At 57.5% G+C, this 23,050-nt stretch carries 23 protein-coding genes; 4 read left to right on the forward strand and 19 right to left on the reverse strand.

Features of this window, described 5'->3' with window-relative positions:
• From ccoP (CCX46_RS09845) to ccoN (CCX46_RS09880), 8 genes are all read right to left on the reverse strand, one after another.
• Positions 1 to 984 carry a cytochrome-c oxidase, cbb3-type subunit III gene (gene ccoP / locus CCX46_RS09845; RefSeq protein ID WP_127926519.1) on the reverse strand — a complete coding sequence of 328 codons (984 nt, stop codon included), beginning with the start codon at positions 982 to 984 and terminating at the stop codon, positions 1 to 3.
• The gene (locus CCX46_RS09850; RefSeq protein WP_003175465.1) at positions 981 to 1,166 is read right to left on the reverse strand and encodes a CcoQ/FixQ family Cbb3-type cytochrome c oxidase assembly chaperone; all 186 of its coding nucleotides are present in this window, start codon (positions 1,164 to 1,166) and stop codon (positions 981 to 983) included. The genes ccoP (CCX46_RS09845) and CCX46_RS09850 overlap by 4 nt, the downstream gene beginning before the upstream one ends.
• 5 nt (positions 1,167 to 1,171) lie before the next feature.
• Positions 1,172 to 1,780 carry a cytochrome-c oxidase, cbb3-type subunit II gene (gene ccoO, locus CCX46_RS09855; RefSeq protein WP_064391307.1) on the reverse strand — a complete coding sequence of 203 codons (609 nt, stop codon included), beginning with the start codon at positions 1,778 to 1,780 and terminating at the stop codon, positions 1,172 to 1,174.
• Positions 1,780 to 3,222: a cytochrome-c oxidase, cbb3-type subunit I gene (gene ccoN, locus CCX46_RS09860; RefSeq protein WP_064391308.1), complete on the reverse strand. Its 1,443-nt coding sequence runs from the start codon at positions 3,220 to 3,222 to the stop codon at positions 1,780 to 1,782. Before ccoN (CCX46_RS09860) ends, ccoO (CCX46_RS09855) begins: the two co-directional genes overlap by 1 nt.
• 482 nt (positions 3,223 to 3,704) lie before the next feature.
• Positions 3,705 to 4,658 carry a cytochrome-c oxidase, cbb3-type subunit III gene (gene ccoP / locus CCX46_RS09865; protein ID WP_127926520.1) on the reverse strand — a complete coding sequence of 318 codons (954 nt, stop codon included), beginning with the start codon at positions 4,656 to 4,658 and terminating at the stop codon, positions 3,705 to 3,707.
• On the reverse strand, positions 4,655 to 4,870 hold the full coding sequence (locus CCX46_RS09870; RefSeq protein ID WP_053118838.1) for a cbb3-type cytochrome oxidase subunit 3: 216 nt from the start codon (positions 4,868 to 4,870) through the stop codon (positions 4,655 to 4,657). Before CCX46_RS09870 ends, ccoP (CCX46_RS09865) begins: the two co-directional genes overlap by 4 nt.
• Positions 4,871 to 4,875: 5 nt before the next feature.
• Positions 4,876 to 5,484: a cytochrome-c oxidase, cbb3-type subunit II gene (gene ccoO / locus CCX46_RS09875; RefSeq protein ID WP_003223389.1), complete on the reverse strand. Its 609-nt coding sequence runs from the start codon at positions 5,482 to 5,484 to the stop codon at positions 4,876 to 4,878.
• 10 nt (positions 5,485 to 5,494) lie between these two features.
• Complete coding sequence (ccoN, locus tag CCX46_RS09880) at positions 5,495 to 6,919, reverse strand: cytochrome-c oxidase, cbb3-type subunit I (RefSeq protein WP_034152830.1); 1,425 nt, start codon at positions 6,917 to 6,919, stop codon at positions 5,495 to 5,497.
• A gap of 95 nt (positions 6,920 to 7,014) precedes the next feature.
• Between ccoN (CCX46_RS09880) and CCX46_RS09885 the strand changes: the two genes are divergently transcribed.
• Positions 7,015 to 7,695 (forward strand): alpha/beta family hydrolase, encoded by a 681-nt coding sequence (locus CCX46_RS09885; RefSeq protein ID WP_127926521.1) that lies wholly within the window; start codon positions 7,015 to 7,017, stop codon positions 7,693 to 7,695.
• Between the two features lie 101 nt (positions 7,696 to 7,796).
• On the opposite strand, the gene CCX46_RS09890 is transcribed toward CCX46_RS09885, so the two are convergent.
• Positions 7,797 to 8,264, reverse strand: a complete 468-nt coding sequence (locus CCX46_RS09890; RefSeq protein WP_127926522.1) for a hypothetical protein — start codon at positions 8,262 to 8,264, stop codon at positions 7,797 to 7,799.
• A 1,201-nt stretch (positions 8,265 to 9,465) separates the two neighbouring features.
• Here CCX46_RS09890 and CCX46_RS09895 point away from each other — a divergent pair.
• Entirely contained in the window at positions 9,466 to 9,831 is a 366-nt protein-coding gene (locus tag CCX46_RS09895) for a DUF6124 family protein (RefSeq protein WP_127926523.1), read from the forward strand.
• Positions 9,832 to 10,039: 208 nt separating this feature from the next.
• On the opposite strand, the gene CCX46_RS09900 is transcribed toward CCX46_RS09895, so the two are convergent.
• From CCX46_RS09900 to inhA, 4 genes are all read right to left on the reverse strand, one after another.
• On the reverse strand, positions 10,040 to 10,510 hold the full coding sequence (locus tag CCX46_RS09900) for a hypothetical protein (protein WP_127926524.1): 471 nt from the start codon (positions 10,508 to 10,510) through the stop codon (positions 10,040 to 10,042).
• 332 nt (positions 10,511 to 10,842) lie between these two features.
• Positions 10,843 to 12,408, reverse strand: a complete 1,566-nt coding sequence (locus CCX46_RS09905) for a methyl-accepting chemotaxis protein (RefSeq protein ID WP_016983500.1) — start codon at positions 12,406 to 12,408, stop codon at positions 10,843 to 10,845.
• A gap of 102 nt (positions 12,409 to 12,510) precedes the next feature.
• Positions 12,511 to 13,302 (reverse strand): CPBP family intramembrane glutamic endopeptidase, encoded by a 792-nt coding sequence (locus tag CCX46_RS09910; RefSeq protein ID WP_127926525.1) that lies wholly within the window; start codon positions 13,300 to 13,302, stop codon positions 12,511 to 12,513.
• Between the two features lie 231 nt (positions 13,303 to 13,533).
• Positions 13,534 to 14,220, reverse strand: a complete 687-nt coding sequence (gene inhA / locus CCX46_RS09920) for an isonitrile hydratase (RefSeq protein ID WP_127926527.1) — start codon at positions 14,218 to 14,220, stop codon at positions 13,534 to 13,536.
• Between the two features lie 89 nt (positions 14,221 to 14,309).
• Here inhA and CCX46_RS09925 point away from each other — a divergent pair, with 89 nt between their 5' ends.
• Complete coding sequence (locus CCX46_RS09925) at positions 14,310 to 15,293, forward strand: GlxA family transcriptional regulator (protein ID WP_127926528.1); 984 nt, start codon at positions 14,310 to 14,312, stop codon at positions 15,291 to 15,293.
• Between the two features lie 44 nt (positions 15,294 to 15,337).
• On the opposite strand, the gene CCX46_RS09930 is transcribed toward CCX46_RS09925, so the two are convergent.
• The 5 genes from CCX46_RS09930 to CCX46_RS09950 all read right to left on the reverse strand — a co-directional run bounded on the left by CCX46_RS09930 (position 15,338) and on the right by CCX46_RS09950 (position 20,357).
• On the reverse strand, positions 15,338 to 16,129 hold the full coding sequence (locus CCX46_RS09930) for a PD-(D/E)XK nuclease domain-containing protein (protein ID WP_127926529.1): 792 nt from the start codon (positions 16,127 to 16,129) through the stop codon (positions 15,338 to 15,340).
• Positions 16,130 to 16,201: 72 nt separating this feature from the next.
• On the reverse strand, positions 16,202 to 16,990 hold the full coding sequence (locus tag CCX46_RS09935; protein WP_127926530.1) for a hypothetical protein: 789 nt from the start codon (positions 16,988 to 16,990) through the stop codon (positions 16,202 to 16,204).
• A gap of 37 nt (positions 16,991 to 17,027) precedes the next feature.
• Positions 17,028 to 17,426 carry a hypothetical protein gene (locus tag CCX46_RS09940; RefSeq protein ID WP_127926531.1) on the reverse strand — a complete coding sequence of 133 codons (399 nt, stop codon included), beginning with the start codon at positions 17,424 to 17,426 and terminating at the stop codon, positions 17,028 to 17,030.
• Positions 17,427 to 17,737: 311 nt separating this feature from the next.
• Positions 17,738 to 19,564, reverse strand: a complete 1,827-nt coding sequence (locus CCX46_RS09945) for a glycoside hydrolase family 15 protein (RefSeq protein ID WP_127926532.1) — start codon at positions 19,562 to 19,564, stop codon at positions 17,738 to 17,740.
• Positions 19,557 to 20,357, reverse strand: a complete 801-nt coding sequence (locus tag CCX46_RS09950) for a glucose 1-dehydrogenase (RefSeq protein WP_127926533.1) — start codon at positions 20,355 to 20,357, stop codon at positions 19,557 to 19,559. Before CCX46_RS09950 ends, CCX46_RS09945 begins: the two co-directional genes overlap by 8 nt.
• Before the next feature lie 259 nt (positions 20,358 to 20,616).
• Here CCX46_RS09950 and CCX46_RS09955 point away from each other — a divergent pair, with 259 nt between their 5' ends.
• Positions 20,617 to 21,789 (forward strand): MFS transporter, encoded by a 1,173-nt coding sequence (locus CCX46_RS09955; RefSeq protein WP_127926534.1) that lies wholly within the window; start codon positions 20,617 to 20,619, stop codon positions 21,787 to 21,789.
• Between the two features lie 111 nt (positions 21,790 to 21,900).
• Here the strand turns inward: CCX46_RS09955 and CCX46_RS09960 are convergent, their stop codons facing one another.
• A complete protein-coding gene (locus CCX46_RS09960) occupies positions 21,901 to 23,034 on the reverse strand; it encodes a cupin-like domain-containing protein (protein WP_127926535.1) in 1,134 nt (377 codons plus the stop codon).
• Between the last annotated feature and the right edge of the window lie 16 nt (positions 23,035 to 23,050).

Raw genomic sequence — 23,050 nt, forward strand, 5'->3', positions numbered from 1 at the left:
TTATTCGGCGTTCGCTTCCGGTGCTTTTTCACCGTGGGACAGGCTGTAAACATACGCCGCCAGCAGGTGCACCTTGTCGTTGCCTTGCAGTTGTTCCTGCGCCGGCATCTGGCCCTGGCGGCCGTAACGGATGGTTTGCTGCAGTTGCGCGAAGCTCGAGCCGTAGATGAAAGCACCCGGGTGGGTCAGGTCAGGCGCGCCCATGGCGGGTGTGCCTTTGCCGGCCGGACCGTGGCAGGCCACGCAGTTGGCGGCGAACAGTTTGCCGCCGTTGGCCGGATCAGCCTTGATGCCTTCCGGCAGTTTGCGGCCATCCAGGTTGGTCACGACAAACGCTGCCACGTCGGCAACGCCTTGCTCCCCAATCACTTCAGCCCAGGCCGGCATCACCGCGTGACGACCGCCCATGATGGTGGTCTTGATGGTTTCCGGCTCGCCGCCCCAGCGCCAGTCGGCGTCGGTCAGGTTAGGGAAACCGTAAGCGCCCTTGGCGTCGGAACCGTGGCACACCGAGCAGTTGGAGGCGAACAGACGACCACCCATTTTCAGTGCTTGCGGATCCTTGGCGACTTCTTCGATTGGCATCGCGGCGAATTTGGCGAAGATCGGACCGAACTTGGCGTCCGAGCGAGCCATTTCCTTTTCCCACTCGTGCACGCCGGTCCAGCCGGTCTGGCCGTTGGCGAACGCGGTCTGCTTGTCGTTATCGAGGTAGTTGTAACCCGGCAGCAGACCTTTCCAGTTGCCCAGGCCCGGGTACAGCACCAGGTAACCCAAGGCAAAAATGATCGTGCCGACAAACAGCATGAACCACCATTTCGGCAGTGGGTTGTCGTACTCCTCGATCCCGTCGAAGGAGTGCCCGACCGTCTCGTCCGTCTGTTCGCTGCGCTGGCCCTTGCGGGTCGACAGCAGCAGCCAGGTCAGGGCGAAGATCGTACCGAGACTGAGGACTGTGACGTACAGACTCCAGAATGTAGTCATTCTTTGTTACTCCTAGAAGCTTGCTCGACGTGCTTGATGGCTTCGGGATCATCCGCAAAAGGCAACAAGGTCGCGTCTTCAAACTCCGACTTGCGCTTGGGGCTGAACACCCATAGCGCCAGACCGATGAAGGCCACCATCACAACAACGGTGCCCAGGCCACGAATCATCCCGATATCCATCTAATTCACCGTTTGCTTTTGATGATGGTGCCCAGGCCTTGCAGATAGGCCACCAGCGCGTCCATTTCGGTTTTGCCCTTCACGGCATCCTGGGCACCGGCGATGTCTTCGTCGGTGTAAGGGACGCCGAGCGTGCGCAAAACCTCCATTTTCTTGGCGGTTTCCTTGCCGTCGAGCTTGTTTTCCACGAGGAACGGGTAAGCCGGCATTTTCGACTCAGGCACCACGTTGCGCGGGTTGTACAAGTGCGCACGTTGCCAGTCATCGGAGTAACGACCGCCGACCCGGGCCAGATCCGGACCGGTACGCTTGGAACCCCACAGGAACGGGTGATCCCAGACGCTTTCACCAGCCACCGAGTAGTGGCCGTAGCGTTCGGTTTCGGCGCGGAACGGACGGATCATCTGTGAGTGGCAGCCGACACAGCCGTTGGCGATGTAAACGTCGCGGCCTTCCAGTTCCAGTGCCGAACGCGGCTTCATGCCTTCGACCGGTTTGTTGGTGACGTCCTGGAAAAACAGCGGAACGATTTGGGTCAGGCCGCCAATGCTGACGGCGATGACCATGAAGAAGGCCAGCAGGCCAATATTCTTCTCGACAGCTTCATGCTTCATCAGTGAGCTCCAACGACAGCGATCTGGGCAGCGGCTTCGGCTTCCGCCGGGTTCGAGGCGCGCACGGTGCGCCAGACGTTGTAAGCCATCAGGAACATGCCGCTGGCGAAGAATGCACCGCCCAGGGCACGCACGATGTAACCCGGGTGACTGGCTTGCAGCGCTTCAACGAACGAGTAGGTGAGGGTGCCGTCGTCGTTGATGGCTCGCCACATCAGGCCCTGAGTGATGCCGTTGACCCACATCGACGCGATGTACAGCACGGTGCCGATGGTCGCGAGCCAGAAGTGCGCGTTGATCAGGCCGACACTGTGCATCTGCGCACGGCCGAACAGACGCGGGATCATGTGGTAGATCGCGCCGATCGAGATCATCGCTACCCAGCCGAGAGCGCCGGCGTGTACGTGGCCGATGGTCCAGTCGGTGTAGTGGGAGAGCGAGTTGACGGTCTTGATCGCCATCATCGGACCTTCAAAGGTCGACATGCCGTAGAACGCCAGCGATACCACGAGGAAGCGCAGGATCGGGTCGGTGCGCAGCTTATGCCAGGCGCCCGAGAGGGTCATCATGCCGTTGATCATGCCGCCCCAGCTTGGCGCGAGGAGGATGATCGACATCGCCATGCCCAGCGATTGTGCCCAATCCGGCAGCGCGGTGTAGTGCAAGTGGTGCGGGCCGGCCCAGATGTACAGGGTGATCAGTGCCCAGAAGTGCACGATCGACAAGCGATAGGAGTAGATCGGACGCTCGGCCTGTTTCGGCACGAAGTAGTACATCATCCCGAGGAAACCGGTGGTGAGGAAGAAGCCCACCGCGTTGTGGCCGTACCACCACTGGATCATCGCGTCGGTCGCGCCCGAGTAGGCAGAGTAGGACTTGAACAGGTTCACCGGCAGGGAAGCGTGGTTGACGATGTGCAGCATCGCCGTGACCACGATGAACGCACCGTAGAACCAGTTACCCACGTAGATATGCTTGGTTTTGCGCTTGGTGATGGTGCCGAAGAACACCAGACCGTAGGTGACCCAGACAATGGCCAGCAAAATGGCGATCGGCCATTCCAGTTCCGCGTATTCCTTGGTGGTGGTGTAACCCAGCGGCAAGGTAATGATCGCGCCGACGATCACCGCTTGCCAGCCCCAGAAGGTGAAGGCCGCGAGGCTGTCGGAAATCAGTCGCGTCTGGCAGGTTCGCTGCACGACATAGTAGGAAGTGGCAAATAGTGCACAACCACCGAAGGCGAAAATCACCAGGTTTGTGTGCAACGGGCGAAGGCGTCCAAAGCTCGTCCACGGCAGACCGAAGTTCAACTCCGGCCAGACCAGTTGCGAGGCGATGAAGACACCGAGCCCCATGCCAAGGATCCCCCAGACCACCGTCATGATGGCGAACTGGCGGACTACCTTATAGTTATAAGCAGTCGGACTGATTGCTGTGCTCATTCTAAGGTTCCACGGTTTGGGTGTTTTATTAGGATTAAAATCGGCCGCAAGTATGCAGAGAGCAGGGGGTCATTGCAACGCGCCATGACCTGGGTCAATGCTTTCCAACGCTGATTCTGCGGCCTTTCCATGCGCCGCGTAAGGACAAAATCGGCCTCGGACAAAATGTCGCAGCGGACGAAAAAAGCGAGGGGTTCAGGTCGCTTGTAACGGGGTGTGTTCAAACGCTCAGTTCGGGTGACGGATGGCAAATGGCACGACAGCCGGTATCTACCGGCGTTTGCGGCCACATCAGTCAGCCGGTTCGCAGAACACAGCAGTCAGCGTTGACCTGGAACCGGCACAAGCCAGTCCGCATCGAGCAAGCGTAGACCCGAATCCGGGGAACCGAAAGGAGAGGGTGTGAAGGGGTGCGACAATGCGTCGCAAAGGGGCTGGATGCTGCCGCACCGAGAAAGGTGCGGCAGGGGTGTACGCAATGCTTACTTCTTGTTGTCTTCAGTAATCAGTTTTTCTGTGTTCAATCCGTGCGACAGGCTGTACACATAAGCGGCCAGCAATTGCACTTTATCGTTGCCCAGCAGTTCGTTTTGCGCCGGCATATGACCCTGACGACCGTGGCGAATGGTCTGCTCGAGTTGGGTCAGGCTGGTGCCATAGATAAACCCGGCCGGGTGCGTCAGATTCGGCGCCCCCATGGCTTCAGTGCCGTGGCCGGTTGCCCCATGACAGGCAACGCAAGTGGTGCTGAACGCTTGCTGTCCGGCTTGCAGGTCAGCCTTGCTATCAGCGGGCAGCGGCAGGCCGGCGAGTTCGTGACGCACATAGGCGGCTACGTTCTTCACCCCGGCCTCGCCCAACACTTCACCCCAGGCCGGCATCGCCGCCATCCGGCCACCCATGATGGTGGTCTTGATGGTCTCGGCCTCGCCGCCCCAGCGCCAGTCGCTGTCGGCGAGGTTAGGGAAACCGAACGCGCCTTTGGCGTCCGAGCCGTGGCACACCGAGCAGTTGGAGGCGAACAAGCGGCCACCCATTTTCAGCGCCTGCGGGCCCTTCGCCACTTCTTCCACCGGCATGGCGGCGAACTTGGCGAAGATCGGGCCGAATTTGGCGTCGGCCTTGTTCATTTCCTTTTCCCACTCGTGCACACCGGTCCAGCCATCCTCGTATCCCGGCAGGATGCCTTTCCAGTTGCCCAGGCCCGGATAGAGGATCAGATAGCCCACGGAAAACACCAGCGTGCCGGCGAACAGCATGAACCACCACTGCGGCAGCGGGTTGTCGTACTCCTCGATGCCGTCGAAGCTGTGGCCCATGGTCTGGTCGACGCTGCCTTTGGTCTCGCCCCGGCGGGTGCCGATCAGCAGCCACGTCAGGCCGATCAGGCTGCCGATGGTCAGTACGCAGATCCACGTACTCCAGAAGGTGGTCATGGCCGGGTACTCCTTGGTTCAGGTGCTTGGGTTGTTTCAAATGCTGGGGTAGTTTCGGGCTGTGGCTCGTCGGCAAACGGCAGCAGACGTGCTTCGGCGAACTCCGGGGTGCGCTTGCGGTTGAATACCCACAAGGTCAAGCCGACGAACGCTACAAACACGACAACGGTGCCTAAACCACGGATCAGCCCTGCGCTCATTTCAAAGACCATCGTGCTCACCTCTTGCTCTTGATCGCAGTGCCGAGCACTTGCAGGTAGGAGACGAGGGCGTCCATTTCGGTCTTGCCCTTGAGGCTGGCCACCGCGCCGCTGATGTCGTCGTCGGTGTACGGCACGCCGAGGGTGCGCATGGTCTTGAGCTTGGTTTCGGTGTGGCTGCTGTCGACCGCTTGCGTGACCAGCCATGGATAGGCCGGCATCTTCGATTCCGGTACGACGTTGCGCGGGTTGTACAAGTGCGCGCGGTGCCAGTCATCCGAGTAGCGTGCGCCGACCCGGGCCAGATCCGGACCGGTACGTTTCGACCCCCACAGGAACGGGTGATCCCAAACGCTTTCACCGGCTACCGAGTAGTGCCCGTAGCGTTCGGTTTCGGCGCGGAACGGGCGGATCATCTGCGAGTGGCAACCGACGCAGCCTTCGCGGATATAGATGTCGCGGCCTTCCAGTTGCAGCGCGGTGTAGGGCTTCATGCCTTCCACCGGTTTGTTGGTGACGTCCTGGAAGAACAGCGGGACGATCTGGGTCAGGCCGCCGATGCTCACGGCGAACACCATGAGCAACATCAACAGGCCGACGTTCTTTTCAATCGTTTCGTGTTTCATGGCGGACTCCTCAGGCCATCTGCGCGGCAGCGACGACGTCAGCAGGCTGCGAGGCCCGCACGGTGCGCCAGGTGTTGTAAGCCATCAGGAACATGCCGCTGAGGAAGATCGCCCCACCGATCAGCCGCACGACGAAGCCTGGGTGGCTGGCCACCAGGGTTTCGACGAAGGAGTAGGTCAGCGTGCCGTCCTCGTTCACCGCACGCCACATCAGGCCCTGGGCGATGCCGTTGACCCACATCGACGCGATGTAGAGCACGGTGCCGATGGTTGCGAGCCAGAAGTGCGCGTTGATCAAACCGACGCTGTGCATCTGCGCTTTACCGAAGATTTTCGGGATCATGTGGTACAGCGCGCCGATGGAAATCATCGCCACCCAGCCGAGGGCGCCGGCGTGTACGTGGCCGATGGTCCAGTCGGTGTAGTGGGAGAGGGCGTTGACGGTCTTGATCGCCATCATCGGACCTTCGAAGGTCGACATGCCGTAGAACGCCAGCGACACCACGAGGAAGCGCAGGATCGGGTCGCTGCGCAACTTATGCCAGGCGCCCGAGAGGGTCATCATGCCGTTGATCATGCCGCCCCAGCTCGGTGCCAGCAGAATCAGCGACATCACCATGCCCAGCGACTGTGCCCAATCCGGCAGCGCGGTGTAGTGCAAGTGGTGCGGGCCGGCCCAGATGTACAGGGTGATCAGCGCCCAGAAGTGCACGATCGACAAACGATACGAGTACACCGGACGTTCGGCCTGCTTCGGCACGAAGTAGTACATCATCCCGAGGAAACCGGCGGTGAGGAAAAAGCCTACGGCGTTGTGGCCGTACCACCATTGCACCATCGCGTCGGTTGCACCGGCGTACACCGAGTAGGACTTGGTGAAACTCACCGGCAACTCAAGGTTGTTGACGATGTGCAGAATCGCCACGGTGATGATGAACGCACCGAAGAACCAGTTGCCCACATAGATGTGCTTGGTCTTGCGCTGCATGATCGTGCCGAAGAACACGACGGCGTAGGCGACCCAGACGATGGTGATCAGGATGTCGATCGGCCATTCCAGCTCGGCGTATTCCTTGGAACTGGTGTAACCCAGTGGCAGGCTGATCGCCGCCAGCAGAATCACCAGTTGCCAGCCCCAGAAGCAGAACGCGGCGATTTTCGGCGCAAACAGCTGAGTCTGGCAGGTGCGTTGCACCGAGTAGAACGAACTGGCGAACAGCGCACAGCCACCGAAGGCGAAGATCACCGCGTTGGTGTGCAGCGGGCGCAGACGGCCGAAACTGGTCCAGGGCAAATTGAAGTTGAGTTCGGGCCAGACCAATTGGGCCGCGAGAAAAACCCCGAGCCCCATGCCGACGATGCCCCACACCACCGTCATAATGGCGAATTGGCGGACCACCTTGTAGTTGTAGGCGGTACTGATAGAAGTGTTCATGGTTCCCCATCCACGGTTCAGCCGAAGTGAGCGCGCGCACAACACGCGGCGAATCCTTCGTCTGGAGTTATAGGCAGACTAAAAGCGAGGCAAGCATGGACAAACAGCACAAGGCCAGTATTGACGGGGATCAATGGGCGCAGTGCGTGCGTGATCATGGGTGGCTTTGGGATGCTGCCAGTGGCGAGGCTTCGGCGACGTTGATCCTCGCTCACGGTGCTGGTGCGCCGATGGACAGTGACTGGATGAACGATATGGCTGGGCGCCTTGCCGGGCTTGGGGTGAATGTGTTGCGGTTTGAGTTTCCTTATATGGCGCAGCGGCGCGTTGATGGGGTGAAGCGGCCGCCGAATCCTGCGGTGAAATTGCAGGAATGTTGGCGTGAGGTGTTTGCTGAAGTGCGACGTCATGTCACTGGGGTTTTGGCCGTTGGCGGGAAGTCGATGGGCGGGCGGATGGCCAGCCTTTTGGCTGACGAATTGGGAGCCGATGCGTTGGTGTGTCTGGGCTATCCGTTTTATGCGGTGGGCAAACCGGAGAAGCCGCGGGTTGAGCATTTGGCTGGTTTGAAGACGCGGACGTTGATTGTGCAGGGCGAGCGGGATGCGTTGGGCAATCGTGAAGCTGTCGAGGCTTACACCTTGTCACCGAATATTGAGGTGGCATGGCTAGCGGCTGGGGATCATGATTTGAAACCGCTCAAGGCTTCAGGTTTTACCCATGAACAGCATTTGACCACTGCTGCGCAGAAGGTGACCGAGTTTCTCGACAATTGACCGAACTGGGCTGAGGTTTTGAACTGCACGGAGATCGGTTCCCCCCCTCTTCCTCATGGGAAAAGGGTGAGGGGTAATGGATATCCGTTGCTGCGGCAACTCTATAGGTCGTCTCTATGCAGGTGGAAGTTTCCCTGCACTTCTAGCAGTTTTCCGGAATTATGATAAAGCGCTCTAAAGCTTGCGTCGACTGTTCCTGCGAGCGGATCCAGGTTCCTGATGTCCAGTTGCGCGCCTTCGGGACGAACAACGATAAACTCCGTACCGTTTGGAAGTCTGCGGCTATATATGTATGAAGCTACAAGTTCATCCGAGAGTGTATAGACGTTACTGAAGGGCTCGTCGCTGATATAGGGCACTGAAAAAACGAGTCCGATATAGGTGCCGTCGTCGGTACTGCCGAGCCAGCCATAGAATTCCCAGGTTTTTTTGTCAAAGTTTTCATTGTAATAGTATTCAAATACTGTGCCGTCAGCGACTGATTCATCGCCATTCGAGCGCCATTTAAACTTGTTGTCCGATTTGAGTATGGTGCGGGAACCTGGAATATAGAATCTTTGCATGTTCATCGTCTTTCCTCGGAATTTTTTTGTAATGGGGGATTTAAAAGGCTTTTGAAGTGTTTGAGTCATTGGGGGAGATGTCAACTGTCATTGTTGACAGCTATACAGGTAGGATTTTTTGTGATTTTTCTACCGGGGTGTTGAATTAAACACGGATAAACTGGATTAACGCTTGTCAGGCTGGGTGATTAATAATTGAGTGGCTGAGTGTTTAAATTGCGAAGAGGACCAACGCTGACGATATACAATTCAACAATTGACATCTGGAAGCTTGTGCTATCGATTTTTTCAATGAAGAGGAGGATCAAGAATGCAGACTGCCACTTATTTTTTCGCCCTAATGGCGACTCATCTTTTTAAAAACGAAACGCCTGAAAAGTAAGCAAAAAAACGCTTGCTCCTACGTGCAGCCCCCTCGCTCCGGTATCCATCCGAGGCATCGCCCTCGGTTTGCTTCGCTGCACCTCCTCTCGCTGTGTTTGGCTGCGCCAAACGGTCGCTGCGCTCCCACGCCCGGATCAATCCCTCCACTCAGCCTTCCGACGTCGCCCGTGGATCAAGATCAAAAGCAGGCGAGTTGACACTCGGCCTATTGAGCGGTGAAGAGCGGATGTTCGGCTTTAGTGTTGTGGTGGATTTCCCCTCACCCCAGCCCTCTCCCGGAGGGAGAGGGAGCCGATTTTTGAGCTTTTCAGAATCTGAGTTCAACTCGGTATCGCATGTCGGCGTATCTCTTCCATTCCACGCGTTCAGTCCCCTCTCCCTCTGGGAGAGGGTTAGGGTGAGGGGCTATTTCGCTGACACGATAAAAAACTGGAAGCGCTCACTGTCCGGCATTTCCCGTGCGTAAACATGATTTTGTGAGCACGTTTAAATTACACAGCCCGTTACGCTACGGGGCCTACAACACCTTGCGCCGTTACCTACGCGTACGCCAGAATCCGCCGGCTTACACGACCATGGCGCGGGCTATATCGTTTCCCTGCCACTGCCCATCAGTGGTCGGGTTTAGTAGCCCGTATGGTTTTAGTAAGTGCATAGGTCCCATTAAGTCAGGCGCATTTGCCTGTACTCAATGGTGGCTGTGCTCAGGGCGCTTTCGAGCGCGCCGGTCTTGCTAATTCCTCCGGTCTACTAACCTGCGCACAGCCGCCACCCTTCTTTTAGTAGAGAGCGGTCGCGGCCCTTGATCAGGAATTAGATATTTATGTTCAAAGCCACGCCAAACCCTCCGGGCATCGACCCAACCCCTCACGACCCAGTGCTTGAGTCTCAAAAGACAAAAGAAGCGACGGATCGCGCCCTCGACTACTACCTCAGACCCGAAGCACTGGGAGCCCCACCAAGCTCGCCCAAGTTTCGCCCCGTCTTTCTCGTCGACCCCACGCTGGATGACGAAACCCTCCTGGTCGAGGCGAGCGAGTCGCTTTCATACGCCCATGCCATGGCCGGTAATATCGCCAACTCAATCGGCGGCCCGGAGCGCAAACCGCTGCTGGCGCTGCAACAGGTGATCATGCTCAACGAGCTGTTGGTCAATCGACTGCTGGATAAGCTGAAGCTGCCTCAATAATTTCGCCGGCTGTTATGGCCCCTTCGCGAGCAGGCTCACTCCTACAGGAGATTGTTGTCGGGCACATGACCTGTGGCCACCGCATATCTAATGTAGGAGTGAGCCTCCTCGCGAAAGCGTTACACGGCTATAAGATGTGCTATATCGATTGCCTGTCACTGAAAAATCTTTTTATGGCAGAGCGGGTCGAGGCGTTGTTCGAAGAAGATCACAAATCATCTCTTAACAAGTTGAAAGTTCCTTTAGGCTGCGTACGATAACCATGACTTTTAAACTTTGCTTCAAATGTACCTGTAGCAATCCCCTTGGTGGGATGGATGTCGATATTGACTGTGGCCTCATCAGCATCAACGTAGGTAAACCCATAAAATCCAGATGGTGCAGGCGATGAGTGGCCGTGCTGGAATATCAGTCCATCTTTTAATGTATAGGATTTATTGAGCGGGGCGTCATTGGTATAGGGGATCGAGAAAAGGTAGAGAAAGATATTTTCGTCCTCCAGCGTTCCTGTCGATCCTGAGATTGACCAGCTCTTTTCGCCTGTAGGAATAAAATGGTGTAGATCAAAAAAAGTTTTTGTGGACGTAGTTTCGGGATTGGTGCCGAATTGCCAAGTGAGGACATTTCCCTGCTTCTGAGTAAAATCTGTTTTCGGTATGTAAATAAGTTGTGCAGTCATCTTCAACTCCTTGGTCTTATCGTGAGAACAATTGCGAGTGTCTGTTCGACGATTTATAAATAAACCCATGAAAGTTGCCTGTCTACTGTCAGGTCTGACAGTAGACAGTTGCAATGTTTTGTGGGTTGATTTTTGAATGTTCAGCACAAGATTTATTAAAGAAGTGCACCGTGGGTATTAGATTTCTTGGGTAGGCGGTTGTGGCGAAATGAGTGACTGAGCTCTTCATGCGCAGCTCGACTCAAAGCGAACCCCGGATTGGGTAATTTCACTGACCCAACAAAAAACCCGGAAGCTCTCGCCCTCCGGGTTTTTTGTTATCGCCAGTTCAATCAGCGGTTAAACCGCTCCACCAACGAGTACTGCGTATTAGCCGTTTTCGTCAGCTCTTCACTCAGCAACGCCGAGTTGTGCGCCTGTTCCGACGTCTGATCCGCCAACTCCGAAATGTTGCTGATGTTGCGGCTGATCTCTTCAGCCACCGCACTTTGCTCTTCGGTCGCGGCAGCAATCTGCGTGGTCATGTCGGTGATGTTGGCTACCGCTTCACTGATCCCGACCAACGCCTGATCCGCTTCCAGCACCCGCGCTACACCTTCTTCAGCCTGACGATGCCCGGCTTCCATGGTCTGCACGGCGCTCGAAGCCGTCTGCTGCAACTTGGCGATCAAGGCGTGAATCTGCCCGGTCGATTCGCTGGTGCGTTGCGCCAGTTGACGCACTTCGTCAGCCACCACGGCAAACCCACGACCCATCTCACCGGCCCGTGCGGCTTCGATCGCCGCGTTGAGGGCGAGCAGGTTGGTCTGGTCGGCGATGCCTTTGATCACATCGACCACGCCGCCGATTTCGTCGCTGTCCTTGGCCAGTTGGGTGACGGTCAAACCGGTTTCCCCAACAACCACGGACAGACGCTGAATGGCTTCGCGGGTTTCGCCGGCGATGTCACGACCGCGACCGGTCAGGCGATTGGCTTCCTGAGTGGCGTCAGCAGTGCGCTGTACGTGGCTCGCCACCTCCTGAGTGGTCGCGGCCATCTGGTTGACAGCGGTGGCGACCTGTTCGGTTTCCACGCGCTGACGTTCCAGACCGGTGGAGCTGTTGTGCGCCAGCGCGTCGGACTGCTTGGCCTGATCGGTCAGGTGTTCGGCGGTGTCCTGCAGACGGGTCAGGCAGGTTTTCAGGCGTGCTTCCTGGCTGAGGATCGACATTTCCAGACGCGCCTGGGCGCCACGGCTGTCGGTGTACATCTGCGCGATCAGTGGGTCGGAGGTGGTCTGCTCGGCCAGGCGCAGCAGGCGCTTGAGCCCGCGTTGCTGCCATTGCAGGCCCATCAGGCCCAGTGGCACCGACAGACCGGCGGCGAGGGCGAAGCCCCACTGCGAGTTCAGGGTGGCGCCGATCATGAAACTCAACTGGCTGACCAGAATGAACGGCAGCCAGTCTTGCAGCACCGGTAGCCATTTATCGGTGGAGGGGATCGCCGACTTGCCCTGGTTGATGCGTTGGTAGAGCGCTTCGGCACGGCGGATCTGTTCGGCGGTGGGTTTGACCCGCACCGACTCGTAACCGACCACCTGATTGCCGTCGAACACCGGAGTCACGTAGGCGTTAACCCAGTAGTGGTCACCGGTCTTGCAGCGATTCTTGACAATGCCCATCCATGGCAAGCCTTGTTTCAGTGTGCCCCACATGTGCGAAAACACCGCCGCCGGGACGTCGGGGTGACGGACCAGGTTGTGCGGCGCACGGATCAGTTCCTCACGCGAAAACCCGCTGATTTCGACGAAAGCGTCGTTGCAGTAGGTGATCACGCCCTTGGCGTCGGTTGTGGAAATCAACCGCTGCTGAGCCGGGAAAGTCCGTTCGCGTTGTGTAATGGGCTGGTTGTTACGCATGGTTTTTCAATCCGCAAGGCTTTGAAAGGTTGTCGGCGGTGACAGCTTTTTATTGAAATTTTTTTTCAATAATCAGCACAGCGTCGCAAAACGGCGCTTGCTTCAGCCGGCGAGCATCGGATAGGTGAACAGGCCGAAATGCAGCAGGTTCAGGCCGAAATGCGTGGCGATCGCCGCGCCGAGCCCGCCAAAACGGTAGGCCAGACCATAGCCGACCCCCGCCAGGCCTGCCAGCAACACCCAGGTCCAGCCCGCGCCGGCGTGCACCAGACCAAACAGCAGCGAGGCCAGCAGCAGGGCGAGGTTTTCACCGTAAGGCAGGTGTTTGAGGCGCTGGCTGAGGCCGCCCTGTATATAGCCGCGAAACAGCGCTTCTTCGACCAAGGTCACCAGCAGCAGATTATTGAGCACCCACAGCCACGCTTGATCGGGCCACTTCGGTGCCCAACTGATCACACCCAGCAATAGCGCGCCGCCGAGGGCGAGAATCGCGCTCAAAGTCAGGGCGAGGGCGGTGGCGTACACGCTCAGGCGATACGAACGTCGCCCGACAATCCATGGGCACACCAGCAGCAGCCAGAAACCAATCAGCGGTTTATCAAGATTCAGGTACATCGCGAACGGCACGGCGTTGTCTGTGAAGCGTTGCGGATCAATGGCGCGACCGTTGGCGAAGCCCGGCAGCCAGTGCAGAGCCAGCGCCAAGGCCAGCACGATGAACAGGCCATGGCCGAGAAAACGTGCGACCGGCACCTGTTGCTGGCGCACGGCAAAGCCTGCGAACACCAGCAATCCAACGGAAATCAAAGCCAGCCAGCCGAGGTGGCCGTAGCTTAGCGCCCATCCGTAACCGAGGCTGAGAAGCGCCAGATAGAGCCATGGCAAAGCCTTCATCGAAAGTCCCTGTGCAAATTTGTGGAAGGGCTTTCTACACGGGTGGGGGCGTGGGGACAAGTGAAGCTGTGGCGGAATGTGGGGACGGCAAACAAACCCTCGCCACACACAAATCCCATGTGGGAGCGAGCCTGCTCGCGAAAGCGGTCGGACAGACAACATTGATGTCGACTGATCCGCCGTCTTCGCGAGCAGGCTCGCTCCCACATGGGATTTGTGTAGCGCTTGGGATCAGCGCAAGTTAAGTTTCGCCGCAGCACGTTCGGTGATTTCCGTGCGCAGCTTCAGCGATGGCGCGGCACGCAAACGTGCTTCATCGACAATCGCACCCGGCGCAGTCTCCGGGGTGCCCGCGTTGAACGGCGGCGCCGGGGCATATTCCAACTGCAACTGGATCAGTTGCGCCGCGTCGGCCCCCACCAACTCTTCAGCCAGCACCAAGGCAAAATCGATCCCCGCCGTAATCCCGCCACCGGTAAACAGATTACCGTCACGCACCACCCGATCCTTCACCGCGATCGCGCCCAGCGTCGGCAGCAGATCGTGATACGCCCAATGCGTAGTCGCGCGTTTGCCTTGCAGCAAACCCGCTGCGCCGAGGACCAGCGAACCGGTGCACACCGATGTCACATACTTCGCCTGAAGGGCCTGGCGTTTGATGAAATCCAGTGTCTGCGCGTCTTCCATCAACGGCCCGACACCGCCGCCACCGGGAATGCAGATCACATCCAGACACGGGCAATCCGCGAACGTCGTGGTCGGTTTCAACAACAGGCCGGTGCTGGCAGTGACCGGCATCAAATCCTTCCAGATCAGATGTACCTGCACGCCCGGCAACGAGGCGAGCACGTCGTAAGGGCCGGTCAGGTCAAGTTGCTGAACCTGTGGAAACAACAGAAAACCGATCTGCAACGTCATCGTTCTTGCTCCATGAAAAAGGGTGGACGGCTTCACTGTAGGCGCGTAGGTTCTGGCGCATACGCCAATTACCCCACGAATTACGCCAAATGCCCAAAGCCATCCACGTACTCGCGTTTGCCAACATGCAGATCCTCGACGTCACCGGGCCGTTGCAAGTATTCGCTTCTGCCAACGACATCGCCCGTCAGCGCGGCTTGCCGATCCCTTATGCGCCGAGCGTGATCGCAAGCGGTGGCGGGGCGGTGATGTCGTCGGCGGGTCTGGCGGTGTTGGCCGAGCCGTTGCCTGAAGCGCCCAGCGATACGTTGATCATCGCCGGTGGTTGGGGCATTTATCCGGCGGCTGAAGATGTGCTGCTGGTGGGTTGGGTGCGCGAGCACTGCGGCAAGTGTCGACGCGTGGCGTCAGTGTGTACTGGTGCTTTTCTATTGGCGGCCAGCGGCTGGCTCGACGGTCGACGCGTGGTTACCCACTGGACTCGCTGCGAGCAACTGGCGCAGCAGCATCCGAATCTGCACGTTGAGGCGAATCCGATTTTCATCAACGACGGCCCGGTGTGGACCTCGGCGGGTGTCACCGCTGGCATCGATCTGGCCTTGGCGATGGTTGAAGAGGACCTGGGCAGCGACATTGCTTTGGACGTCGCCCGGCATCTGGTGGTGTTCCTTAAGCGCCCGGGCGGACAATCGCAGTTCAGCGTCACCTTGTCGTTGCAGAATAAAGGCAATCGTTTTGATGAGCTGCACGCGTGGATCGCCGAGAACCTTACCTGCGACCTCGGCATTCCGACCCTCGCCGAGCAGGCGGGCATGAGCGAACGCAGTTTCGTCCGCCACTACCGAGCCGACACGGGGCAGACCCCGGCGCGAGCGATCGAACTGATCCGCGTCGAGACGGCGCGGCGCCTGCTCAGCGACACTGGCCTGCCAGTCAAACGCATCGCGGCCAATTGCGGGTTTGGGAGCGAAGAAACGCTACGGCGCAGTTTCCTGCGCGCTATTGGCGTAACGCCGCAGGCTTATCGGGAGCGGTTTTCGGTCGGTGGTGTGACGAATTTTTCAAAGGTTTGACCCCCCCCTTCGACTCCTTGGGAAAGTACTTCCTATGATTTTTTCTAGTTGGTATCTCCATGTAATACCAAAGCCTCGTAGTTGCTGCCGAGTTCACAGTCACGCAAGAGGTTGTTCCATTCATCTTCAGATTTGATTCGACGCGTTTCGTAAATGACAAAAAGAAAATTTTTCCAATCCGATGAGACGTAGCCTCTCGTATCGGCAAGGATTTCGTCGGCAATGCGTTTTACATCAGATATGTCGTTGACGAACTTATATTCGATAAGGGTTTTTATTGAGGGGATGCCGGAGTCGGGTTCGAAGCTTTTGATGGGTTTGTTTATTCTGGGCTTTCGTTTTAGTTTAGGGTAGTGACATTTAAGTATTGATTCAATTCGCTCATGTACATCTGCCTCTTTTTGAGGAGGGGTTTCGTAATTTTTGGGGTCGCAAATTGGGTAGAGAGTACGACTTATCATTTTTTTGAGTTTGAAAAGCTTCGTCCGGTGTTGGCTATGTATGCCGTAGCTTTCGATGATTATGTCCAAGTGCATTTGTAAATTTTCAATCCATACTAGGTAAGGTTCTTCGTGGCCTAGTTTGTTTTCCGTTAAATTCCCGGTTTTTGCTTTTTGGTACATTGCCTCTACGATTTTGTGCTCGCTGATTAATTGAAGTTGCTCTAGTAAATTGAGCATTTGAATAAATGCTTTGTCCACGAATCGGCAGGCAATAATGTTGTACTCATTATCTGGATTGTGATGGTGCTTATAGCAATAATTTAAGAAGGCATTGTTGGCTTCTCTGAAGCATGACTCTATTGAAAGGATTGCGGTTGATGGGTTGAATTTCATTGTGACTCTCATGGTGCGTTTGGGGTGGTGTCCAACTGCTGAATTTCTATCAGATCATGAGTGTGCTAGTTTCTAAATTTTACGTATTAGGCTGATTTGGGATTTTTCCAAGTATTGTTTCATCCACTCAAGCTTTGGTCGAACTTTATGATCCCAAGGATAGTCGGGAATTTGTGAGTTGACTTTTTGTAATAGCTTGTTTGTCAGGTTTTGATGAGAGATTGTGCCGTCTCCCCATGGTATTTCACCTTCCATTTCAAGAATATATAGAGGGTTCAGTATGAAGTCTTCTCCATCTCTAATTGAAATGGATGGGATGTAGCTTCTTTTGGGTAGGTGTCCGTAATGGGGGCTGGTCTCTCCAAAAACTTCAGAGTAAATTTTGTTTTCATGCTCCAATAAGTTGGCGCCGAACATTGGGTCTATAAGGATTCTCGGTGTCACGGCTTTTTTTGATTCGAGTTCGTAAGCACGGTCGACTGCAGGGCCAAAAAAACTCATATCGTCAAAAAATACGTCACCGCAAGTAATTCCTCCTCTGACAATGTAACCGGCGTTGAATAGCTCTAAAACAATGTTTGAGCTGTTGAATAATGCTACTTGAAATAGTTTATTGATGTCTTTTCGGTTGTCAGTAATGCCAGGTTTGTATTTGTAAAATATGAACGTGCAATCCGAGAAGCTGTACAGTTTTCGCGTATAGGCTACATAGCCTTTTGAGCTTTCACGATCTTGATTGTCCAAGATCGAGTTGTGAAAAATGGTATGGATGTTGTATTTCTCTTCAAAACCTGTTGTGTTCTTTGATCCTAGGATGTCAATAAATATTGCGATTGTTTGTTCGTACTCTGGTGCATTCATAGTTACCTAATCCTGAAATTATTTGTTTTGTTTGATTCTAGTTTTCTTTAGCCTCGGCTTCCGCCACCTGATTGAAATACTTGGTCCGATCCGGGGTGAACGTCACCACCATCTTCGTCCGCGAACAGGTCAGCGAGCGCTCCGCAGTCAAATCGATATCCAGATTCTCGCCACGCAAGCCTTGCCACTGAGCGAGGTACTTCAGCGAGCCGTACTTTTCGTTTTTCTTCAGGCTGCGGCTCACACCACCTTTCCAGCCGAGCACCGGCAGTTCGTCGGCGAGGCATTTTTGTGCGAGGTCGGGGAAGCGGATTGCGCGCTGGCGGCCGATTTCCCAGCATTTGATCAGGCCTTTGTCCGCGGCTTCCCAGAGTTGGGTGCGGGTCAGGCCGCTGCGAAGGGGCGTATCGATGGTGCGCTGGACGTGCTGAGACATTCTGGTTCCTTGAATTCGGGTTTTATTGGACAGCTCCGCTGTGCCCGTTGCGGTGGATGGTAGGGGCGGATGTAACGGCTGGCAACAAGGTATTTCGGGGTGTAAGTGCAAGTTACGAGGGTGGCTTTGCGTGGCGTTTGTGAGTTTTTTGCAGGCATTGATTTACACAAAGTGTCGCCGCAGGTAACCGGTGCAGGGGGCAGCGCCGAAATTCGGCGCTGGGTTATGAGTGTGGTGTGTAGTCCGGCTTCCTACAAATGGCGTTTAAAGTACGATTTATCTGACAGACGCTGACGAAGAACCGGACGACATCAAGGCTGCCACTCACTCTTTTCCCCGCTCAAACGTCGATCCAGAAAGCTCGCCGCACTGATCAACGCCAGATGCGTCAGCGCTTGCGGCGTGTTACCCAAATGCCGGCCATGGCTGTCGAACTCCTCGGCGTACAACCCCAGCGGGTTGGCGTACCTGAGCAATTGTTCAAACTCCAGATGCGCTTTTTCCACCTGCCCGGCGCGGGCCAGGCATTCGACGTACCAGAACGAACACGCCGCAAACGCGCCTTCGGTGCCGGCCAGGCCATCGATATTGCTGTCGTCATTGCGGTAGCGATAAACCATCCCATCACGGACCAAGGTCTTTTCGATGGCTTCGAGGGTCGAGAGCCAGCGCGGATCCTTGGCGCTGACGAAACGCACCAACGGCATCAGCAACATCGAGCCATCCAGTGCGGTGCCGCCCTTGTACTGAACGAAATGCCCGCGTTCTTCGTTCCAGAAGTTGTCCCAGATATCGGCGTAGATCGCCTGCCGGGTCTGGTCCCACTGCGCGAACGGTGCGGGCAGCGAGCGTTTCGAGGCCAAACGAATCGCCCGGTCCAGCGCTACCCAGCACATCAACCGCGAGTGCAGAAAGTGGTGCTGTTCACCGCGCATCTCCCAAATGCCTACATCCTTGGTCTGCCACGTCTCACAAACTTGATCGACGACTTCGCGCACGTGTTTCCAGCCCTCGTGGGAAATCGCGTCACCATATTTGTTGACCAGATACACCGCGTCCATCAGCTCGCCGAAGATGTCGAGCTGGATCTGGTCGTACGCGCCATTGCCGATGCGCACCGGTTTCGCGCCGCCGTGTCCCGACAGGTGATCAAGTTCGGTTTCCGGCAATTCCTGTTGTCCGTCGATGGCGTACAGAATATTCAGTTTCATCGGTTGCCCGTGGCAATCGCTGACCCGTCCGCGCAGCCAGCCCATATAGGCGTTGGCTTCGCCGACGAAACCCAGGCGCATGAACGCGTACACCGTGAACGAGGCGTCGCGGATCCAGGTGTAGCGATAATCCCAGTTGCGCTCGCCGCCCGGTGTTTCCGGGAGCCCGAAGGTAGCGGCGGCGAGAATCGCGCCGTGTTTGCGCGAGGTCAGCAGCTTGAGCGCCAGTGCCGAGCGGTTGACCATTTCGCGCCAGCGTCCGCGGTAAATCGACTGACCGATCCAGTCGCGCCAGAACTTCAGGGTGCGTTCCATGCACAAGTGTCCGGCGCCTTCGGCGAATCGTGGATCATCGGTGGCACCGAGCATGAACGCTGCCGTTTCATCTTGTTTGAGCGTGAATTTCGCCACCGCCGCTTGCGCGTCAATCTGCATCGGCTGGTCCGAAGCCAGGCGCAATGACGGTTGGCCAGCAGCGCTGAACGTCACGTCTTGTTGATCCATCTGTGCTCGGGTGTCGGCTCGTGCGTAATCGTGGCGCACGGCGCAGCGCATCGTGAAAGTCGCCGAGCCGCTCACGACGCGAACCCGCCGCATCAGTAGCGGCAGTGTGTCGTCACTGTCTCCGATGGGCAGCAGATCGGTCACTTCCACCACCGCCCGCTCACTCAGCCAGCGGGTTTGCAGGACGTTGGTGTCAGGCAGGTAAATCTGCTCGCGGCGCGCGTCGGGCAAGTCCGGGGCCAACTGGAAAATCCCCGCGTCGGGAGTATCCAGCAGCGAGCAGAAAATCGACGGGCTGTCGAACTCCGGCCAGCAGAAAAAATCCACGCTGCCTCGGTCGTTGATCAGCGCCGCACTGCGCATGTCGCCGATGATGCCGTGGGCATCGATGGCGCTTTGTCGTTCCTGGTGATGCTCAGCCATTGCCGCGAAACTCCGGATAGAGGCTCATGCCGCCGTCGATGAACAGGGTGGTGCCAACGATGTAATCAGAGGCATCCGAGGCGAGGAAAACCACCGCGTTGGCAACGTCTTCGACCTCGCCGATGCGGCCATAGGGAATCAGTTCCAGCAGCTTTTCAGCGGCCGCGCCTTCGGTGGCTTGTTGATTGATTGCCGTGCGAATGGCTCCCGGGGCGATGCCGTTGATGCGGATGCGTTGGTGGCTGACTTCCTGCGCGAGCGTCTGCATCAACTGATCGACGCCACCCTTGGATGCGGCGTAATTGACGTGCCCGGCCCAGGGAATGCGCTGGTGCACCGAACTCATGTGGATGATCTTGCCGGCCGCGCGGGACACGCCTTCGCGAATGCCCTGGCGATTGAAGATCCGCAGGGCGGCGCGGGCGCAGAGAAACTGGCCGGTGAGGTTGACGCCGATCACCGCGTTCCAGTCGTCGAGGGTCATGTCCACGGCGGCGGCGTCTTTTTGCATCCCGGAATTGGCGATCAGAATGTCCAGCGAGCCGAAGGCATCGATGGCCGCAGCGAACAGCCGTTCAACCTCGTCTTCTTTCGACACATCGGCGCCGATGGCGATGGCTTGGCCACCGTCAGCAGTGATCTGCCGGGCCAGTGCTTCGGCCGGTTCTGCCTGGCGGTTGTAGTTGATGACCACCGCCGCGCCGGCTGCGGCCAGGGCTTTGGCGGCCGCGTGGCCGATGCCGGAGCTGGCGCCGGTGATCAGGGCTACTTGTCCGGTGAGGGAGATGTGCATGCGGTGGCGCGCCTTGAGTGAGGGCTTATTTAGCTGACCGGCGGCTGACGCTGAGAGTTCATTCGGCAGAAAGGGCTGTGGTGATTTCGTAGACGCTTTCGCGAGCAGGCTCGCTCCCACAGGGGATTTGTGTACACCGCTGATTCAGTGTGGGAGCGAGCCTGCTCGCGAAAGGGCCTTCACATTCCACCAACAATTCCCCGCTTCCCCGACATCCGACCCTATGGCAACTTGGCGGCCCTTGATGAGGCCGCAGTCTATGGCAAACCCCTACCGCGAATTGTTCAACGCCCCCGGCGCACGAAATTTTGTGCTGGCCGGGATGATCGCGCGCATGCCGATCTCCATGACCGGCATCGGCGTGATCACCATGCTTTCTCAGTTGAAGGGTGGCTACGCTTTGGCTGGTGGCGTGGCGGCGACATTTGCCCTCGCCACGGCGTTTTGTGCTCCGCAGGTTTCAAGGCTGGTGGACCGTTTCGGTCAAGGGCGGATTCTGCCGGTATCGGCGTTGATCGGCGGCGGCGCACTGCTGATGTTGCTGCTGTGCACGCGGTTACAGGCGCCGAACTGGACGCTGTTCATCTTCGCCGCACTGGCTGGTTGCATGCCGAGCATGTCGGCGATGGTGCGCGCACGCTGGACCGAGATCTATCGCGGTCAGCCGCAATTACAGACCGCGTATGCGCTGGAATCGGTGCTTGATGAGGTCTGCTTTATTGTCGGTCCGCCGCTGTCGGTGGGCTTGTGCGTGGCGGTGTTTCCCGAGGCCGGGCCGCTGGCGGCTTTGCTGGCGCTGGCGATCGGCGTGACGGCGTTCGTCGCCCAGCGCAGCACCGAGCCGCCGGTGCACCCGCATGCGTGCGAACATCAAGGCTCGATCATTGGTTCGACTGACGTTCAGTTACTGCTGGCGCTGATGATCGCCATGGGCGTTATCGTCGGTGTCATCGATGTGGTCAGCGTCGCGTTTGCCCAACAACAGGGGCAACCGGCGGCGGCGAGCATCGTGCTGTCCGTGTACGCCATCGGCTCGTGCCTGGCCGGCATCGCTTTCGGGGCAATGCGTTCGAAATTGCCATTGCCGCAGTTGTTCCTGTACGGCGGCGTGGCGACGGCGGTGACGACGTTACCGCTGTTGCTGGCGAGCAATATTTTTGGCTTGTCGCTGGCCGTGTTCGTTGCCGGGTTGTTCTTCTCGCCGACGCTGATTGTGGCGATGGCGTTGATTGAACGCATTGTGCCAGCGGCCAAACTCACCGAAGGGTTGACCTGGCTGGTGACCGGTTTGAGTATCGGCGTGGCGGTGGGTGCTGCTGGCGCCGGCGCGCTGGTCGATGCCTTCGGAGCGCGCAGCGGATTCTGGCTGGCGATCGCGGCCGGGGCGGTGGTGCTGGGCTCGGCGATACAGAGTTACCGCCATCTGAAATGAAATCACCATTGTGGGAGCGAGCCTGCTCGCGAAAGCGGTGTGTCAGGCAACATTCAGATTGAATGTGAAATAGCTTTCGCGAGCAGGCTCGCTCCCACAGGATTTGCAGTGTTACCAGCCCCGTCCCGAGTTGACCCAGAAATTCACTGACAGTGAAGTCGACACCGATTCCACCTGATGGAACCAGCCCTCCGGCAAAAACAGCAAATCCCCAGCCTCCAGCGTTACGCGCAGGAAGGTCACGTCCCGAGCAGCGGGGAAGCGCTCGTAGTCCGGCGCATCGGGGTTGAAATCACAACCATCCAGACCGCCCTTGGGCGCCGTCGACCAGGTGCCCAAGGCTTCACGATGATGCGGCGCAGCGAGGGTGAATTTCTTCTGCCCCCAGACCTGCGCGAAGAGGTTGTCGGTGTCGTCACGATGCAACGGCGTCAACGTGCCTTTCGGCCCGATCCAGATACGCGGCGGGATGAATAACGAGGCGTCGAAGTAGGCCGGGTATTTGATCTGTTGCATCAACTGCGCCGGCAGGATGTTGTTGCCCATGTAGGCGGGTGGTTCGCCATTCGCACCCTTGACCGCCGGTTGATCCAGCGAGGCGATGAAGTCGGCCATCGACGTGGAGCGAAAATCACGTTCGGTGGAGAAGGTCTTCTTCACGTAGTCGCCATGGCGGGTGATGCCTTGCAGCTCGGCGAAATGCACCAGCGATTCTTCACGGCTGAGCTTGAACAGTGGCCAGTCGTGCAGCGCATTGCTGACCACCACCGGAATGCCATTGGGCAGGTAGCGGCTTTTGAATTCGGCGACCGACAGATCACTGCGGGAAAGGCGTTCGATGCTGCTTTGGGTCGGCAGGCTGGCGGTGAGTTTTTCACTGAAGCGTGGCGGGGTCGGGTAGCGCTTGTTCATGTCGACTTTTTCCGCCACGGCGCGACCGTGCATCGCATGTTCGATGATCTGCGGCAGCATCGTTGCCAGGCCCATGTTGCCGCCGATCTTCAGGCGCCCGCTGGCGAACAGCTCTTCGACGTTGGCCATGCCGCTCATGATCCCGAGGAAATCGCGCTCGGCGACTTCAATGGTCACGTCCGGGCTGGCGTGGCGTCCGGGCACGGTGCGGCTGCTGGCCTTGACCTCGGACCAGTAGGCCTGCTGCGGACCAAACACGAATTGAAAAACGCCTTCGATGCCGACGGCGCCGGCATTGGCGAACAGTTTGCCCAGGATGCTCTGCAGGTCCACGGTGATCCCTCATTAT

The organism is Pseudomonas sp. RU47 (genome assembly GCF_004011755.1).
Lineage (GTDB): Bacteria > Pseudomonadota > Gammaproteobacteria > Pseudomonadales > Pseudomonadaceae > Aquipseudomonas.